15 protein-coding genes and 1 pseudogene are annotated in these 17,141 nt (G+C 70.2%); 6 read left to right on the top strand and 10 right to left on the bottom strand.

What is annotated here, in order from left to right; all coding sequences use genetic code 11:
- Positions 1-61 precede the first annotated feature (61 nt).
- Positions 62-745, bottom strand: a complete 684-nt coding sequence (locus tag ACFVT5_RS18895; RefSeq protein WP_389888611.1) for a hypothetical protein — start codon at positions 743-745, stop codon at positions 62-64.
- Between the two features lie 228 nt (positions 746-973).
- On the opposite strand from ACFVT5_RS18895, the gene ACFVT5_RS18890 reads away from it, so the two are divergent.
- A complete protein-coding gene (locus ACFVT5_RS18890; protein ID WP_389888608.1) occupies positions 974-1,750 on the top strand; it encodes a PIG-L deacetylase family protein in 777 nt (258 codons plus the stop codon).
- 53 nt (positions 1,751-1,803) lie between these two features.
- Here the strand turns inward: ACFVT5_RS18890 and ACFVT5_RS18885 are convergent, their stop codons facing one another.
- From ACFVT5_RS18885 to ACFVT5_RS18870, 4 genes are all read right to left on the bottom strand, one after another.
- Positions 1,804-2,550 (bottom strand): peptidyl-tRNA hydrolase, encoded by a 747-nt coding sequence (locus tag ACFVT5_RS18885; protein ID WP_389888605.1) that lies wholly within the window; start codon positions 2,548-2,550, stop codon positions 1,804-1,806.
- Positions 2,551-2,764: 214 nt separating this feature from the next.
- A complete protein-coding gene (locus ACFVT5_RS18880) occupies positions 2,765-4,588 on the bottom strand; it encodes a protein kinase (RefSeq protein WP_389888602.1) in 1,824 nt (607 codons plus the stop codon).
- 517 nt (positions 4,589-5,105) lie between these two features.
- The gene (locus tag ACFVT5_RS18875) at positions 5,106-5,999 is read right to left on the bottom strand and encodes a polysaccharide deacetylase family protein (protein ID WP_389888599.1); all 894 of its coding nucleotides are present in this window, start codon (positions 5,997-5,999) and stop codon (positions 5,106-5,108) included.
- 100 nt (positions 6,000-6,099) lie between these two features.
- The gene (locus ACFVT5_RS18870; protein ID WP_389888596.1) at positions 6,100-6,789 is read right to left on the bottom strand and encodes an alpha/beta fold hydrolase; all 690 of its coding nucleotides are present in this window, start codon (positions 6,787-6,789) and stop codon (positions 6,100-6,102) included.
- Between the two features lie 137 nt (positions 6,790-6,926).
- Here ACFVT5_RS18870 and ACFVT5_RS18865 point away from each other — a divergent pair.
- Both ACFVT5_RS18865 and ACFVT5_RS18860 read left to right on the top strand, forming a co-directional pair.
- Positions 6,927-7,154, top strand: a pseudogene (locus tag ACFVT5_RS18865) (hypothetical protein); the annotation flags it as partial.
- A gap of 172 nt (positions 7,155-7,326) precedes the next feature.
- The gene (locus tag ACFVT5_RS18860) at positions 7,327-7,821 is read left to right on the top strand and encodes a DUF4265 domain-containing protein (protein ID WP_389888593.1); all 495 of its coding nucleotides are present in this window, start codon (positions 7,327-7,329) and stop codon (positions 7,819-7,821) included.
- Between the two features lie 44 nt (positions 7,822-7,865).
- Here ACFVT5_RS18860 and ACFVT5_RS18855 read toward each other — a convergent pair whose 3' ends face one another.
- From ACFVT5_RS18855 to zapE, 5 genes are all read right to left on the bottom strand, one after another.
- Positions 7,866-8,753 (bottom strand): PPK2 family polyphosphate kinase, encoded by an 888-nt coding sequence (locus ACFVT5_RS18855; RefSeq protein WP_389888590.1) that lies wholly within the window; start codon positions 8,751-8,753, stop codon positions 7,866-7,868.
- A gap of 68 nt (positions 8,754-8,821) precedes the next feature.
- Positions 8,822-10,243 (bottom strand): alkaline phosphatase PhoX, encoded by a 1,422-nt coding sequence (locus ACFVT5_RS18850; protein WP_389888588.1) that lies wholly within the window; start codon positions 10,241-10,243, stop codon positions 8,822-8,824.
- A gap of 117 nt (positions 10,244-10,360) precedes the next feature.
- Positions 10,361-11,962, bottom strand: coding sequence for a SulP family inorganic anion transporter (locus tag ACFVT5_RS18845; protein WP_389888586.1), 1,602 nt, complete (start codon positions 11,960-11,962; stop codon positions 10,361-10,363).
- A gap of 258 nt (positions 11,963-12,220) precedes the next feature.
- On the bottom strand, positions 12,221-12,586 hold the full coding sequence (locus ACFVT5_RS18840) for a hypothetical protein (RefSeq protein WP_389888583.1): 366 nt from the start codon (positions 12,584-12,586) through the stop codon (positions 12,221-12,223).
- 313 nt (positions 12,587-12,899) lie between these two features.
- Complete coding sequence (zapE, locus tag ACFVT5_RS18835) at positions 12,900-14,000, bottom strand: cell division protein ZapE (protein ID WP_389888580.1); 1,101 nt, start codon at positions 13,998-14,000, stop codon at positions 12,900-12,902.
- 37 nt (positions 14,001-14,037) lie between these two features.
- Between zapE and ACFVT5_RS18830 the strand changes: the two genes are divergently transcribed.
- The 3 genes from ACFVT5_RS18830 (at position 14,038) to murC (ending at position 17,132) form a co-directional block, all read left to right on the top strand.
- Positions 14,038-14,835, top strand: coding sequence for a pyrimidine reductase family protein (locus ACFVT5_RS18830; RefSeq protein ID WP_389888577.1), 798 nt, complete (start codon positions 14,038-14,040; stop codon positions 14,833-14,835).
- Between the two features lie 119 nt (positions 14,836-14,954).
- Complete coding sequence (locus ACFVT5_RS18825) at positions 14,955-15,428, top strand: indole-3-glycerol phosphate synthase (protein ID WP_389888575.1); 474 nt, start codon at positions 14,955-14,957, stop codon at positions 15,426-15,428.
- A 315-nt stretch (positions 15,429-15,743) separates the two neighbouring features.
- Positions 15,744-17,132, top strand: coding sequence for a UDP-N-acetylmuramate--L-alanine ligase (gene murC, locus ACFVT5_RS18820; protein WP_389888573.1), 1,389 nt, complete (start codon positions 15,744-15,746; stop codon positions 17,130-17,132).
- The last annotated feature ends 9 nt before the right edge of the window (positions 17,133-17,141 follow it).

Raw genomic sequence — 17,141 nt, 5'->3', positions numbered from 1 at the left:
TTGTGCCCGGGACTCGGGGAACGATGCCTCGGGTTCCTGGCGTGCCTGAGGTGCCTGGGGGTCAGCGCGGGAGGCAGATGCCCAGGTCGAGGATGGGGGGCAGACCGAGGCCGATGCAGATGCCTTTGCCCGGGGGCGGGGTCGTGGCGGGGGGCTCGGGGGTGCCGGGGGGTGGGGTGGTGCCGGGTGGGGTGGGGTGTGTGGGGGGCCGGGGCGAGGTGCCGCCGTTTCCGCCGCCTTCGGGTGCGCCGGTGCTGTTGCCGCCGGTGCCGGTGCCGGTGCCGGTACCCGTGCCGGGGGCGTTCGGGTCGGGTTTCGCCGGGGTGCTTCCGGGAGCCGTGGACGACCCCGTCCGGTCCGACCCGTCGTCGGTGCCCGTCGTGGAACTCGCCGGTGCGTCCGATTCGTTGAGGGAGTCGAGGCCGCCGGGTGCGGTGGGGTGACCCTGGTCGTTGCGGTGAGTCGATTCTCCCGGTGCGGGCGGCCGTACCGTGCGGTCGTCGCCGACCGTCGTGGGTGCCGAGCGGCCCCGGTCCCGCGTATCGCCGGAGCTGTCGTGGTCGAGGACCGGCAGCACGACGAGGGCTGCCGCCGCGGCGACCGCCGTACCGGCGAGGAGAGCGGCCCGGTGACCACCCGTGACCGTACGCGGCTGCGCGTGCAGCGGCGCGAGGTGCCGGCCCAGGGACCTCAACTGCCGCAGGAGCAGCAGGAACACCAGCCCCAGAGCGCAGAGCACGCTCACGAGCAGGACCTCTATCACCCAATTCCCCCAGAACGGCAGTCAGTTCACCGAATGCGCCGCGAATGCGTTGCGAATGCGCTGAATGCCGAGAATGCGGTCATGGATGGGGCGGCCGTGACCGGATCAACGGATCGTGACGGAACCGTGACGGTGTGCACTGGCCGCTTCGGTGCGTCGCCCCGGACGACATACGATCGGGGCCCCTTCGTGCTGGAAGGCGGTCCGTCCATGCCCGCGCCGAACCTGCTCGCGGTGTTCGCCCACCCGGACGACGAGTCGTTGTCGGCGGGCGGAGTCCTCGCCCGTCACGCGGCGGCGGGCGCGCGTACCGGGGTCGTCACGGCGACCTGGGCCGAGGGCACCCCGCGCGCCGCGGAGCTGGCCGAGGCGCTGCGGATCCTCGGCGCGGGCGAGCCGCGGATGCTCGGTTACGCCGACGCGCGGGTACCGCACTCGGCCCCGGGGTGCCCGCGATTCTGCGACGCGCCGCTCGACGACGCCGTGCGACGGCTGGTGGCGCACATCCGGGAGTTCCGCCCGGACATCATGGTCACCCATGACGGCTACGGCGGGCTGCCGGGCCACGAGGACCATGTGCACACCCATCGGGTGACCGTGCTCGCCGCCCACGCGGCCGGTCTTGAGCGGCTCTACCCGGATGCCGGTGCCCCATGGCAGCCGCGCGCCCTCTACCTGGCCACCCACCCGGAGTCGGCCGTGCCGGGGTTGTGGGACGTGATCGGTGCGCGCAAGACGGTGTACAGCGTTCCGGACGAGCAGGTCACGGCGACAGTCGACGTCACTCCCTGGCTGGAACGGAAGATCGCCGCCGTACTGGCGCATCGCTCCGAGGCCGAGCGAGGTGCCCTCCCGGGCCTGATCGCCGGTCTTCCTCCTGGTGAACGGGAACGGCTGCTCGGCACCGAGTGGTACATCCGCCACACTCCTGTGCCTGTGGCCGCGCGCGTGCCTGTCGTCGGGGTCGAGACGGAGCTGACCGCCTGACCTCGGCGGCGTCCGTCAACAGCGAGCGGCAGCCCCGGACCACCGTCAGCGGGTCAGGTCCGTGGTGGGTGCGGGAGCGGACCGACGCGGTGGTGCCCCTCGGCCACGACCGTGTCGCTGGGCGCGATCTCGGTGAAGCCCGCGTCCCGTACCACCGGTAGTCCGCTCGTGGTGAGTTCGCGCCAGCGGGCCGGCGCGGCGGTGCGTACCGAGAGCGGGAAGTCCGCGTCGCGCCATGCCGTGCGCTCCTCGTCCGACAGCTCCCACCACGCGAGTTGAGCGCCGTGCCCGGCCTGCGCCATCGCCTTGCCCGCGGTCATCGTGACCTCGGGGCTCATCCACAGTACGGGCGCCGTCGTGTCGGCCTCCGTGGGCTCCTCCGGGTCGTCGAGGTCGGTGCCGGACACCTGGAGCCGGGCGAGATCCTTGGGCCAGCCGTCCAACGGGACCGGCGGAAACACCCTCACCTCCGCCGACTTGCCGGTCACGGTGATTCCCGGCAGCGACTCCGCCCGCCGCCATTCGGCGCCCCGCGCCCGCCGCACGACCTTGCGGATCCGCGCGTCCTGCCAGTCCCGGATCGCCTCCGCCCATTCCCCGTCGTCCCGCGACCGCGGGTCGCTGAGGATCGCCAGCACCGCGCGGGCCGCGGTCTCCAGCGCGTCGGTACGGGCCGGGGGGTCCGACCGTTCGATCCGGACGACGAGCGGCAGCACGAACTGCGGTGCCTCGTCGCGTGCGATCGGTTCCGTACGGAACGGGCTGTCCTGAGGCGGTGGGGCGATGTCCTGGCTGCTCACCCGTCCAGTCTGCCAGGCGGAAGATTGGTACCGGTCCGGGTCTCAGGTGGAGATGACCACGTACGGACCCCAGGCGGTCGTGGAGACTGTCTCCTGTACTGCGGTCAATTCCAAGACCGGCTTCGGCTCGACATACCAGAAGGAATTCAGTGGTGGCGCTTCCAGAGATATCAGCCCTGTTGGGCGATCCCAGGTTCAACTGGTCGGATCCGGCTTAGTAGGGAACCGTCCCGCACCAGGTTTCAGCCCAGGCGGAGGCGCCGTACTTATTGGCCGCCCGCACCGCGACGCAGATCTCGTCACCGGAGTACGGGCCCTGGATCGTGTACGTGTTGTTGGCCGTCGAGTAGACGGTGTCGATGTCCTTCTTGGTGAAATTGCTGCCTTTGTTGGTGTAGTGGACGTCGTAGCGGGTCGCCCGGGACACCGCCGACCAGCTCACCTTGAGCGGCATGGAGCACGCGCCGACACAGGAGTTCGTGTACGCGATTTCGTAGCCCTTCATGGCGGGCGGCGCGGAACCGGTGGACGAGCCGCCGGAACCGGACGAACCTCCGCCGCCCGTGCCCGAGGACCCCGAGGACCCCGAGGACGAGCCGCCGGAGCCGGAAGAGCCCTTTGCGCCCGCGCCCGAGGAGCCGGACGACGAGTCGGCGGCTTCGGCTGAGCTGCTCCCTCCGGACGCCCCCGAACTGCCGCCGTCACTTTGCTCCTTGGGCTTGTCCTTGCCGTCCGTGTCGCCTTTGCCCTTCCCGTCCTCTCCCTTGGAAGGTGAACTGCTGGGCTTACTGGGCGAGTTACTGGCCTCGGAAGTGGGGCGCACGCTGCTTTCGGGTGACTGGGCGTGCACTCCGTCCCTGTCGGTGCTCCAGGGCTGGAGCACGGCCACCGTGCCTCCGCTGACGGTGAGAACGACGACAAAGGGCAGCGCGATGATCATCCGGCGCCGACGGGGGCGCCGGTCACGCTGCTCCTCCGTCTCGGAGTTGTTGCCCGCGTGGACGACGACGGGCGGCTCGGCCCCCGGGCGCAGGCCGATGGTCGCCCGGTCCGCGGGCTTCTCGCGCAGGGGCCGCACCTCGGCGTCCAGCAGCCGGGCGGCCTGCTGTGCGAGATGCGTGACCACGTCGGCGGGCAGCCACGTCCGCCCGGCGGTCGCCGGCCCGACCCGCTCGGGATCCGCCAACAGCTCGTCCACACCAGGTCGTTGCTCGGGGTCCTTGGTCAGACACCGCGCGATGAGCGACCGAAGAGCGGGATCCTGGACCCCCTTCAGATCCGGCTCTTCCTGCACGATCTGGTACATGACGGCGTGCTGGTTACTGGCCCCGTGCCCGAAGGGCAGCCGCCCCGACGCCGCGTATGTGAGCACGCACCCGACCGTGAACACATCACTCTCGGGCCCGGCACTCTCCCCGCGAATCTGCTCCGGCGACATGAAGCCGGGCGACCCGACGACCATCCCCGTGCTGGTCAGCAGCGACTCGACGGAGGTCTCAAGGGCCCGCGCGATCCCGAAGTCGATGACCTTGGTCCCGTCCACGGTCAGCATGACGTTCGAGGGCTTCAGGTCGCGGTGCACGATCCCCGCGTCATGGATGTCCTTCAGCGCGTGCAGCAGCCCGTCGGCGAGGGTGTGCAGCGACGCGGTGGGCAACGGCCCGTGCCGCCGCACGACTTGCTCCAGCGAGAGACCCGGCACATATCCGGTCACCACCCACGGGGGCTCTTCGTCCGGCCCGGCGTCGAGCACGGGCGCGGTGTACCGTTCGGCGACCCGCCCCGCCGCGTCGATCTCGCGCCGGAACCGCGCCCTGAACCGCTCGTCGGACACATGCTCCTCGTGCACCACCTTCACGGCGACGGTGCGTCCACTGTCCGAGCGCGCGAGGAACACCCGCCCCATGCCGCCGGCACCGAGCCGGCCAAGCAGCAGATACGGCCCGATGCGTGCCGGGTCCAAGGCGGTGAGCGGCTTGATGCCCCCGTCGAGGTAGTCCTCCTGCTCGCCGCGCCTGTCCCTGTTCGTACCGCTCATGCTGGTGTGGCTCCCCCGAACTTGTCACGCCTGGCCATCAATGCGACGCCGTTGAGAATAGGGGCCGTTGATGTTTCCGCTGAATCCGAGGACGTCCGGAACGGCCAGGACGGTTCTGCCCGCACGGGCGCGACCCTGTTGGCGGTGGCAGCGGTGGCAGCGGTGGCAGCGGTGGCAGCGGTGGCAGCGGTGACGGTGGCGTGCGCCTTCGGTTCGCGCCGCACCTGAGCGGGACCGGATGTCCGGTCAGCCGGAACAGGCGGTCCGCTGGGCTTCCTGCCACTCGCAGACCGGGCAGAGCGTGACGCCCTTGTGGGACTCCGGGTACTCGGTCGGCTCGCGGCACAGCACGCACTCGGCGAAGGGGGCTTCGGCCGGGACCGGGGCGGGTGGGCTTATTGGGCCGGCGCAGTTGTCGTCCATGGCGCCCAGGGTAGGACGAACGCGACGCACCGGCACGGATGGCCTCGTACGACTGCTGTTGGGTCGCGGGGAAGGGGCGCCCGCCTTACGCCCTCTAGTGCGCGCCCTTCCCCTTCTCCCCGCCGTGCTTACCGGCCTCGTCCCGCCGACTGTCACCGATCAGCTCCGACACCTTGACGAACTTGAAGCCCCGCTTACGGAGTTCCGGTACGACGGTTTGGATCGCCCGCTCGGTCGTCGGGGCCGCGCTGCGGGTGCAGTGCATGACGACGACGGAACCGGGCCGGACCCCTTCGAGCACCTGCTGGGCCACCGCGTCGGCGTCGGTGGCGAACGCGTCCCCGCTGACCACGTCCCACTGCACCGCCGTGACACCCGTCGGGGTGATCGCCTTCAGCGCACGGTCGTCGTAACAGCCGCCGGGGAAGCGGAAGTACGGCATCGGATTCGGCACCCCCGCCTTGCGGAGGGAGGTGTACGCGCGCTCGACGTCGGACCGCATGTCGTCGGCCGGAACAGTCGGCAGGCCGTAGCAGTCGGAGGTGAAGGCGTAGTGGCTGTAGGAGTGGTTCGCGATCTCGAACAGGGGATCGCGGCCGATGGACCGTGCCTGGTCCGGATACTCGTCGGCCCAGCGGCCCGTCATGAAGACGGTCGACGGAACCTTCAGCCGGCGCAGCGTCGCGATCAGCTCCGGGTTGTCGAAGTGTTCCCCGGCGGCGGCACGGTCGCCCTGGTCGGCGGTCATGTCGGCGTCGAAGGTGAGCGCGACGACCTTGCCCAGGTCGCGGGGTCCGTTCTGGAAGACCGGGGTCAGTCCGTGCGGACCGGGCGACAGGGTCGGGGGACGGGAGGCGGAGGCGTTCGGCGCCGCGGAGGCCCCCGACCCCTCCGGACGCACGGTCTGCGAGGCGCTGCCACCGCCGCACCCGGCGAGGGCGGCCCCCAGGGCACAGAGGGCGACTGCTTTGCGTACGGGAATGATCACCGAGTGACCATATCCTCGGATAAATAACAAATCACCCAGCGGCGATACGAGCCGGAAAACCGACCCCGCACGTCACCCGCTTACCGGGCACACTCATCCCTCATATCCACCCGTCGAGGGCTTGGAAGAACCCGTCGAAGTCGTCCCGGTGGAGGGTGTGCCCGGCCCCGGGGACGGTCCGTACGGTGAAGCCGCGCGCGGTGAGGTCGGTCTTGAGGGCGTCGGAGACGAGGGAGCCCCGGCCGGCGGCGACGACGAGCGAGGGCACGGCGGGCCCCTCCGGTATGCGGTCGGCGGCCCGCGCGCCGGTGACGCCGAACGCGGTGTCCGGGTCCCACGCCTGAAGGGTCGCCAGCTCGACGTCGACGTCGGCGTCCGCCCAGCCCGGGTTCAGCTCCACGACCATCTCGCGGGTCGCGTCCCGGAAGTCGACGAAGACGGCGGGCTCGACGGCCAGGGTGCCGAGGGCCCAGGCCGGATCGGCGTAAACGACACGGGCCGGCGCGAGCCGCTCGACGGCGAGCGAGACCGCGAGCCCGCCCAGCGAGTGCCCGATGACCAACTCGGCGCCCGTGGGCACCGTCTCGACCAGGTCGTCGGCGAACAACTCGGCGCCGTACTCCCCGCGCCCACTCGCCCCGTGCCCCCGCAGATCGACGCCGATGACCCGATACCCACGCGAGGCGAGCGCGGGCCCGACCCGCCACCAGGTCCGGTGATCGGACATGATCCCGTGCACCAACACAACGACCCGCTCCCCACACCCCCACTCCCGCCCCTGCAACAACACCGAACCACCCACCCCTTCCTCACCCGCCCAACTAACGTGCCCCACCCCCCTGTTCCCGGCCTGGACGCGATGCACCGCCCAGTGCCGCATACGACGCCATCGGAACGTCACCGTCATCGCGGACACCCCAACCGGTGACCACGGCCCGGACGGTCACCGCCGAAATCAAGGGCCAGGGCGTCAAGCGCCTGGTCAAGGTCACGGTCGACACGGACGCCAAGAAGGGCACGAAAACGGCGTCGGTGACGGCCACCGACGGACACCCCTTCTGGGTCCCAGGGTTGGACGAGTGGATCGACGCGACGGACTTGGAACCTGGCACGTGGCTCCGCACGAGCGCCGGCACCAAGGTCCAGATAACAGCAAGGGTAAGCGTGAGGTGATCGCGCAAAATAGGGGCGGTACGGGGTGCGACTGTTATGTGAATGTGAAGTTGTGAACGAGATGACTGGCAGTGCTCCGCCAGTGTCGGCGGCTCGGAGTTCGTGCGATCCCCTGTCGGTTGGAGGCTCACGGACTCAGGTGCACAATGATGCGGTGACGATCCCTGAGGGTGAAGTGAATGACAGGGTTCGAGTCGTGTTTCAACTCGAACAGAATGACGGATGGCCGCCTGTGGGCAGTGAGCGGTTGTGGGCCGTTCCGCTGGACGTCGGCCTGGTCCGAATTGATAACGTTCCGTGGTTTGTGCGCGATCTGTCACTGAATGACATTGTGCGGACACGGATACGTGCCGATGGAATCTCGGAGGCGACGGGGAAGGTGTCGTGGTCGGGAAACTGTACGGTTCGGATCATTCCCTACGGGTCGGGAAAATTCGCTGGTGATCCGCAGGGAATTGTCGACCTCTTCTCGGCTCTGAGTGTGCAGGCTGAAGCGATTGAACAATTTGGCATGGTTGCTCTGAATGTGCCGCGCTCGGCAGATGTTTCACGTGTCAAAGGTCTCCTGATTCGAGGAGCCGACGCTGAGTGGTGGGATTACGAGGAGTCCTGCGTCGGTGATGCTTGGGAGGACGCGAAACCTCGCTAGAGCTCTGCTTTGGTGACATCTGGACTCTGGCCGCGTACGTCGGTTCAGCCCTCCGTGAGGAGCTGATGGCGGGATTCCTCCACGTCGAAGTCTGCCTTTGGGTATTGCGGGTCCAGGGAAGTCAGGTGTTCCAGGAGTAGGGTGCTGATGGCCCAGTTTCTGTACCATTTGCGGTTTGATGGAATGACGTGCCACGGGGCGTGGGGGGTTGTGCAGCGTTCCAGGGCCAGTTCGTAGGATTCCTGGTACGCGGGCCACAGGGACCGTTCCGTGATGTCGCCCGGGTTGAATTTCCAGTGTTTGTCGGGGTTGGCCAGGCGTTGCAGGAGGCGGCGGCGCTGCTGTTCGTACGAGATGTGCAGGAAGCACTTGAGTACCGTGGTGCCGTCCTCCGTCAGGGACTGCTCGAAACGGTTGATCTGGCCATAGCGGCGACCGAGTTGGCTGCGCGGCACCAACTCCCGTACCCGCGCGATCAGTACGTCCTCGTAGTGTGAGCGGTCGAAGATGCCGATCTCGCCCGGTTCCGGCAGTGCCTTCGCGATCCGCCACAGGAACGGATGGTTCAGCTCCTCCCGCGTCGGTGCCTTGAACGCCCTGATCCGGCACCCCGACGGGTTGAACAGGCCGATCACATGTTTGACCGTGCCGCCCTTGCCGCTCGTGTCCATGCCCTGAAGCACCAGCAGGACGCGCCGTCGGTCACCGCCGGTGCTCGACGCCCAGAGGCGTTCCTGGAGGTCGCCCAGGCGTTCACCCATCAGGGCGGTCGCGGCGAGCCCGGCGGCCTTGTCGTGCGGGCCACCGGGCGTCGCCCCCGCGTCGTACGTGGACAGGTCCACGCGCTCACCCTCCGGAACACGTAATACGTCCCGGAGCAGCGGCGCGCGCCCTTCGCCCCGTTTCACCTTGTCCGACTTCGCCTTGCCCATCGCACACCTCTTCCGGTCTGCCCCTTCGATCCTGCGGGGCCCCGGAAAGGTCCGCTACTCGTGCGGCGTCACCGCCACGGTCCCGTCACCGCGAAGGTCGTGCCCGGCGTGTAGCAGTTCACGTACATCGTGTCCTGCCGGGGCGAGAAGGTGACCCCGGCGAACTCGCCCCACTCCGGCTCTTCCGGCGTGCCGATGTTCTGCCGGCCGCGCGCCACCGCGTACACCTCACCCCGGCGCGTCACCCCGAACACATGCTGCGCGCCCGCGCCGTCCTCACAGACCATGAGGCCGCCGCTCGGCGCCAGACAGATGTTGTCCGGCTCCGAACCCGGCAACTGCACATCCGTGTCGGGACCGAAGACGATCACCAGGGTGAGGCGGCGCCGGCCGGGGTCGTAGCGCCAGATCTGGCCGAAGTGGTCGCCGGCCGAGCCCTCGCGGCTGCGCGCGTACGACGACACGAAGTACACACAGCTCCCACCCCAGTAGCAGCCCTCCAGCTTCTGGGCGTGGGTGATGCCACGCGGGCCGAAGTCCTGGTTCCGGATGGGGGTGCGCACGGCCAGCGGATCGGGTACGTCGACCCACTCGACGCCGTCGAACTCCGCGCCCGGTTCCTGGACCGACGACAGGTCCGGTACGTCGGGGACCCGCATCGCCTGGAGCCGGCCGCCCGCGCGCAGCGAACCCCGGCCGCCCTCGGGTTTACGCGGCAGGAACCGGTAGAAGAGGCCGAACGGCCGGTCGAAGGCGTCCTCCGTCTCATAGACGATGCCGCGGGTCGGGTCGACCGCGACGGCCTCGTGCTGGAAGCGGCCCATCGCGGTGAGCGGGACGGCTCCGGTGCGGCGCGGGTCGACCGGGTCCACCTCGAAGACGAAGCCGTGGTCCTTGGTGTAGCCGTTCGTACCGGCCAGGTCCTCCGTCTCCTCGCAGGTCAGCCACGTACCCCAGGGAGTGGGGCCGCCCGCGCAGTTGACGGCGGTGCCGGCGATGGCGACGCGCTCGTCGAGTACGTCGCCCCGGTGGTCGAGGGTCAGGGCCGTACAGCCGCCCTTGCCCATCGGGTCATACGTCAGTTCGGGCACGGTCGGGACGGGGATCGCGGCCGTGACGCGGTTCTCGTGGTTGCGGACCAGATGGACGCGACCGCTGCGGCCGGCGAACGCGGCCATACCGTCGTGGTTGCTCGGCACCTGGCCCTCGCCGGAGCGCAGGGCGTCGCCCTCCCGCGAGAGGACCTTGTAGCGGAAGCCTCGCGGAAGGTCGAGCAGTCCGTTCGGGTCGGGGACGAGCGGGCCGTAACCGGACGCGCTGGATCCGTGGGCGGCTGCCGTCCCCGCGAACAGCTCGGAGAGGGTTCCCGCGAAGGCGATTCCGGCGCCCAACGCACCCGTACGTGCGAGGACTTGGCGACGCGAGGCCGTGGAGCCCGAAGTTCCCGAAGTTCCCGAAGGTTCCGAAGTTGCCGATGTGGAGTCTGACATGGGGTTACCTCCTGCTGGCGGACAGGAATGTGACCCGCACGTGTGTAGCACGCCCCCGGGGCCACGGGAACCACGCGCGCCCCGGGGAGACCCCCCTTTACCCCGTGACCGGCCGCGTCACTCCCGTACCTTTTCGGACACCGCTCCCGACCCTCCCGGCACCGCCCCCGGCGACTCTCCAGGAACCGTCCCCGACCCTCCCGCCGTCACCCGCCCCGTCGCCCCCGACATCACGGCCGACGTCACCTTCACGCGCTCCACCCCGGCCCCACCGTGCCGCGCCGCCCAGTTCTCCAGGGCCGTGCGGCAGGCGTGGTCCAGATGGTGCAGTCCGGACAGGTCCAGCTCCACGGGACGGTCGTGGGGCAGGGACTCCAGCGTGTCGAGGAGCCTCGGCAGCCGCAGGAACGTCGCGTTCCCGGACAGCCGCGCCTGTACGGGTCCCGCGCCCTTGTCCGTGACGTCGAGGCGGACGTGCGAGGCGTCCCAGGCCGTCTTGGCGACGGCGAGTGCGAGGCCGATCAGCACGCCCTCGAACATGCCGACGGCCACGATCGACACCGCCGTCACGGTCAGGACCAGCACCTCGCCCCGGTGGTCACGCCAGAGCGCGGTCAGCGCCCGTACGGGTACGAGCTTGCAGCCCGCGTGGACCAGCACGGCCGCGAGCGCCGGGAGGGGGATCACGGCGAGCGCGGCGGGCAGCAACGCGGCGAACAGGAGCAGCCAGACACCGTGCATGATCCGGGACGCCTTGGTACGGGCGCCCGCCTGGACGTTGGCCGCGCTGCGCACGATCACCGCGGTCATCGGCAGGGCACCGAGCAGCCCGCACAGCGTGTTGCCCGCGCCCTGCGCCATCAGTTCCTTGTCGTACTGCGTCCGCGGCCCGTCATGCAGCCGGTCGACGGCCGCCGCGCTGAACAGGGACTCGGCGGACGCGATCAGGGTGAACGCGAGGACCGTGCCGAGCACGCCGATTCCGGCGAGTTCGGCGAAGTCACCGGCCTGCGGCAGCCGTACGGAATCCAGCAGTCCGTGGACCTCGACCTTCGCCACCGGCAGGGCGAGTGCCGCCGACGCGAGAGTGGCGAGGGCGACCGCGCCGAGCGGCGCGGGCACGGCCCGTACCTGGCGCGGCAGCCGCTTCCACAGCACCAGGACGGCGATCGTGCCGGCGCCGAGCAGGAACGACGCCCGAGCGCCGGAGGAGCCGAACGCGTCGGCGAGCAGACCGGGCAGCCCGGCGAGCTTGGCGAGCCCCGTGTCGGGGGCCTCGGTGCCCGCCATGGAGTAGAGCTGACCGGCGATCAGGACCAGACCGATCCCGGCGAGCATGCCCTCGACCACCGACACCGAGATGGCCCGGAACCAGCGGCCCCAGCGCAGCGCGCCCATGAGGAGTTGGAGCAGGCCGGTGGCGAGCACGATGACACCGAGTACGGGCAGGCCGTAGGCGCGCACGGCCTCCAGGACGAGGACGGTCATCCCCGCGGCCGGACCTGACACCTGAAGGCTGCTGCCGGGCAGTGCTCCGGCGACGAGTCCGCCCACGATGCCGGTGACCAGGCCGAGTTCGGCCGGTACGCCGGACGCGACGGCGACGCCCACGCACAGCGGCAGGGCGACCAGAAAGACGACGAGGGACGCGGCGAAGTCCTGCCGCAGGGTGGGTGCTTTGAGGGTTTTGAGGGTGGGGGAGCGAAGGGTGGGGTGCATACCGGAATGCCTCCTGCGCGCGCCCGCACGGGCGCGTGGTTCTTACGCGTGGGGGAGTTGGTGCGGAGGGCGAGGCGGTGAGGAGCGCGCTCGGCCGTGCCGTACGCGCACAGAGGCGTACGGGGCACGGGCGTACGGGTACACGGGCGTACCGGTACGTCGGCGCGTGCTTGTCGGGGTCCTACGCGCGCGGGGCGGCCGTTTCGCACAGGGACGGCGCTGCGGCGGCCCGACGTGATGCCTGGCCCGGTGGCCGACTCAGCGGCGGAACACCTGGAGCACCGAGGGAAGGGTGGCCTCGGCGGGTCTTTGCCGGGCCGACGACGACCCGGCCGCGGGCACCGGCACGTGATGCCGCCCGGCCGTCACGCTGAGGGCGTCCCCGGTGTCACCGGAGGGCTCGGGTACGTAGTCCTCGCACCGGAGACTGACCCGCGCGCGGAAGCGCGGCGCGGACTCCACGGGCGGCTGGTGGTCACCGCACGTGACCACCTCGGCCGCGGCGAAAGCGATGGCCTGTTCGTGTGCGGATGCCAATGGCGCGGTCGGAGCGATGAGTTGTAACGCGAGCAGCACGACGGTGAGCACCGCGGGCAGCCCGCGCACCGTCGTCCCTGTCCACATGCGCTCGTCTCCCCGTCGCAGGGTACGTACCGATCGCCCAGAAACCCGGAACGGTGTCGTCCGATTCCCCGGACAACGTGTTCCCCTTGGCAATCAACCTGGGTAATCAATACGTTAACGCGGCGAGCGTCCTGTGTGGTTACCGGAACGTTGCGCGGAGATGGGTGACCGAAAGTGACCGTCTTCGTGCGAAGGACTGGCCGAAAGCGTCCCGGGATTCGTACACGAGATCGCCGCACTTCCACACCTGTTCGGGTGATGGCGATGGTGATGACGCGGCGACCTGTGACGCGGCGACCTATGCCGCATCGACCTATGACGCGTCGACCAGGTCCTTCGCGTCCCGTGCCAGCGCGGTCAGCCGCGAGATCGCCCGGAAGTACTTCTTCCGGTACCCGCCGTTGAGCATCTCCTCGCTGAACAGCCGGTCGAACGGCACTCCGGAGGCGAGCACCGGCACCTCGCGGTCGTAGAGCCGGTCGGCGAGTACGACCAGCCGCAGCGCCGTCGACTGGTCCGGCACGGCCTCGACCCCGGTGAGGCAGACGGCCTTCAGCCCGCTGGTCAGCGCGCCGTACCGGCTGGGGTGCACGCGCGCGAGGTGCGCCAGCAGATGCGGGAAGTCGTCGAGCGAGGCGCCTTCGGTGGCGTACGCCGTCTTGGTGACCCGCTCGTCCGAGAACGGGGCCGGAGCCTCGGGCAGACCCCGGTGGCGGTAGTCGTCGCCGTCGATGCGCAGGGCGCGGAAGCGGGCGGCCAGGCCCTGGATCTCGCGCAGGAAGTCGACCGAGGCGAACCGGCCCTCACCGAGCTTGCCCGGCAGCGTGTTCGAGGTCGCGGCCAGTGCGACGCCCGCGTCGACCAGCTTCCCGAGCAGCGTCGAGACCAGGACCGTGTCGCCCGGGTCGTCCAGTTCGAACTCGTCGATGCACAGCAGCCGGTGCCCGCTCAGCGTCCGCACGGTCTCCTGGAAGCCGAGCGCGCCGACCAGGTTGGTCAGCTCCACGAAGGTGCCGAACGCCTTCTGTTCGGGTGCGGCCGGTGTGGCGTGCCACAGGGATGCCAGGAGGTGGGTCTTGCCGACGCCGTAGCCGCCGTCCAGGTACACACCGCGCGGACCCGTGGGTGACGCGGCCTTCGCCCGGCCGCCGAACCAGCGGCGCCGGCCCTCGCCCGTGGGGTGCGCCCCGCCGAGTCCGGCCGCGAAGCCGCTGAGGATCTGGACCGCCTGCGTCTGACTGGGCCGGGCCGGATCCGGCACGTACGTCTCGAAGCGGACCGCGTCGAAGCGCGGCGGCGGCACCATCTCGGCGACCAGACGGTCCGCCGGGACATGGGGCTCGCGGGCGCACAGGGACAGCGGCGCCGGGTCGGCTATGGGGCTCTGGCCACGGGCGGCGATGGAGGACGACACGGTTCACCACTGTAAGCGCCGTGCGAGACTGCCAAGTATGCGACGCCTGTTCCCTGTGACCGACGAGACAGTGGCTGTGACCGGGGCGGCGTCCCCGGTGGGCCGTCAGTGGAGCCTGGACGAGCTGGCCGACGCGTACGCCTATCCGGTGGACGCGGAGGTCTGGCTGCGCGGCAACATGGTCTCCACGATCGACGGCGCCGCCCAGCACGACGGCCGCTCGCAGCCGATCTCCAGCGACACCGACATGCGGGTCTTCGGCACCCTGCGCGGTCTCGCGGACGCGGTGGTGGTGGGTGCGGAAACGGTACGCCAGGAGGGTTACGGACCCGCACGCGCGCGTGCCGCGTTCGCCGAGCGGCGGGCCGCCGCCGGCCAGGGACCGGCGCCCGCGATCGCGGTCGTCAGTGCGCGCCTCGACCTTGATTTCTCGCTTCCGCTTTTCACCGAACCCCTGGTGCCGACGCTCGTGGTGACCGGTTCGGGCGCCGCTGCCGACCGGGTGGCCGCCGCCCGGAAGGCCGGTGCCGAGGTGGTCTTCGCCGGTGACGGGGCTCGTGTGGACCCCACGCGCGCGGTACGTGAGCTGTCCGCGCGCGGGCTGCGCAGGCTGCTGACCGAGGGCGGCCCCAGACTGCTCGGGCAGTTCGTCGCCGCACGCGTGCTCGACGAACTCTGTCTGACCCTCTCGCCGATGCTCACGGCCGGGGACGCGCAGCGGATCGCGGGAGGGCCGACCCTGGCGGTGCCGGAACGATTCACCCTCGCCTCGCTCCTCGAAGAGGACGGCTATCTGTTCGGCCGCTACCACCGTGGTCGACATTCCGCGGAATGATTCGTTCCGGTTAGCTTCCTGTGGGCACACTGAATCTCGCAGACCCCGTGCGGTCACGGGGCAGGATGGTTTCCGCAGGGGGCCTGGCCACGGGCCCGAGGATGAGAAGGGCGCCTGTCGTGTTCACGAGCGTATTGATGATCGAGAAGGCCCTGACGTCCGCCGACGTGGAGTTCGTCACCACCTTGCACGGCGACGAGAACGTCGCCTTCCATGTGTTGCTACAGCCACGCGGGGACCAGGCGGACCGCCTGCTGCGCGCGATCGACGACGTAGCGATGGGAGAGCTGGACGAGGCGGCCCATGAACGGGAGACCCTGGAGGGCCCCGACGCGGCGGGCCCCGCCGAGCAGGCACTCCAGATCTCCCTCACCGCCCTGCATGCGGCGGGCTCCGAGGCGGACGGAAGACTGATCGAGGACCACCCGCTGGACGCACTCAAGAGCCTTGTCGAGGAGACCGAGGCCGACGAAGTCATCGTGCTGACCGATCCGCACTATGTGGAGGAGTTCTTCCATCGGGACTGGGCGTCCCGCGCCCGGCACAAGGTCGGCGTCCCGGTGCTGAAGCTGTTCTCGCACAGCAGGGTCTAGGACGCGGGCGCGGTGCGCACGAGTGAACGGGAGCCGGCGGGCGGGCGTCGCGCGCGTGGGGCCGGCGAGCGGACGCGAGGCGCCGCCTGTACGGCATAGGCTTGGCGCGCCCGGCCGTGGCACCACGGCCGGGCGACAGCCGTCACCGGCACCAGGGCGCCTCACGGCACGCGGACGTCCACGGCGCAACGGCACCCGACAACACCCACGACACAACGGCCCGTACGAGCAAGTACAGCGAGTACAGACAAGTACGAACAAGCAGTACGGCACCCACAGCACAACGGCGTCACGAGCACCAGGGGAGACACACACATGGCACCCGGCCTTCCACCCGCCATGGACCGACCTCACTTCATCGGCATCGGCGGCGCCGGAATGTCCGGTATCGCCAAGATCCTCGCGCAGCGCGGCGCCGATGTCGCCGGCAGCGACGCCAAGGACTCCGCGACCGTCGACGCCCTGCGCGCGCGCGGTGTCACCGTCCACATCGGGCATGCCGCCGAGCACCTCGCGGACGACGCGAGCTGTGTCGTCGTCTCCTCCGCGATCCGTGCCGACAATCCCGAACTGACGCGCGCCGCAGAGCTGGGCATCCCCGTCGTGCACCGGTCCGACGCGCTCGCCTCACTCATGGACGGGCTGCGCCCGATCGCGGTCGCGGGCACCCACGGCAAGACGACCACCACGTCCATGCTGGCCGTCTCCCTGTCGACCCTCGGCCTGCACCCGTCGTACGCCATCGGCGGCGACCTGGACGAGCCCGGATCGAACGCGGACCACGGTGACGGCGAGATCTTCGTCGCCGAGGCCGACGAGAGCGACCGCAGCTTCCACAAGTACGCGCCCGAGGTGGCGATCGTGCTCAACGTGGAGCTGGACCACCACGCCAACTACGCCTCGATGGACGAGATCTACGCGTCCTTCGAGACCTTCGCCGCGCGGATCGTCCCCGGCGGCACCCTGGTCGTCTCAGCGGACCACGAGGGCGCCCGCGAGCTGACCCGGCGGGTACGTCACCTCGCGCGCGTGGTGACGTACGGAGACGCCCCGGACGCCGATGTACGCGTCCTGTCGGTCGTCGCGCAGGGCCTCAAGAGCGAGGTCACCGTGCTGCTCGACGGCGAGGAGCTGACCTTCACGGTCTCCGTGCCGGGCCGCCACTACGCGCACAACGCCGTCGCCGCGCTCGCCGCCGGCGCCGCCCTCGGTATCCCGGCGGCGGACCTCGCGCCCGCCCTCGCCTCCTACACCGGCGTCAAGCGGCGCCTCCAGCTCAAGGGCGAGGAGGGTGGTGTCCAGGTCATCGACTCCTACGCGCATCACCCGACCGAGATGACCGCCGACCTGGAGGCCATGCGTGCCGCCGCCGGGGACGCGCGCATCCTCGTCCTCTTCCAGCCGCACCTGTTCTCACGCACCCAGGAACTCGGCAAGGAGATGGGCCAGGCCCTCACCCTCGCGGACGCGTCCGTGGTCCTCGACATCTATCCCGCGCGCGAGGACCCCATCGCCGGTGTGACCAGCGCCCTGATCATCGACGCGGCACGGGCGGCGGGAGCCGATGTCCAGGCCGTGCACGACAAGGCCACCGCGCCCGAGGTGCTCGCGGGAATGGCGAAGCCCGGTGATCTCGTTCTCACCATGGGCGCGGGTGACGTGACGGATCTCGGCCCGCGGATCCTGGACCGCCTCGCGCGGTGAGGCGTCTTT

The organism is Streptomyces sp. NPDC058001 (assembly GCF_042886315.1).
Lineage (GTDB): Bacteria > Actinomycetota > Actinomycetes > Streptomycetales > Streptomycetaceae > Streptomyces.
Note: the sequence above shows the minus strand (reverse complement) of the source record. Positions and strands in the feature narration are given on the sequence as shown.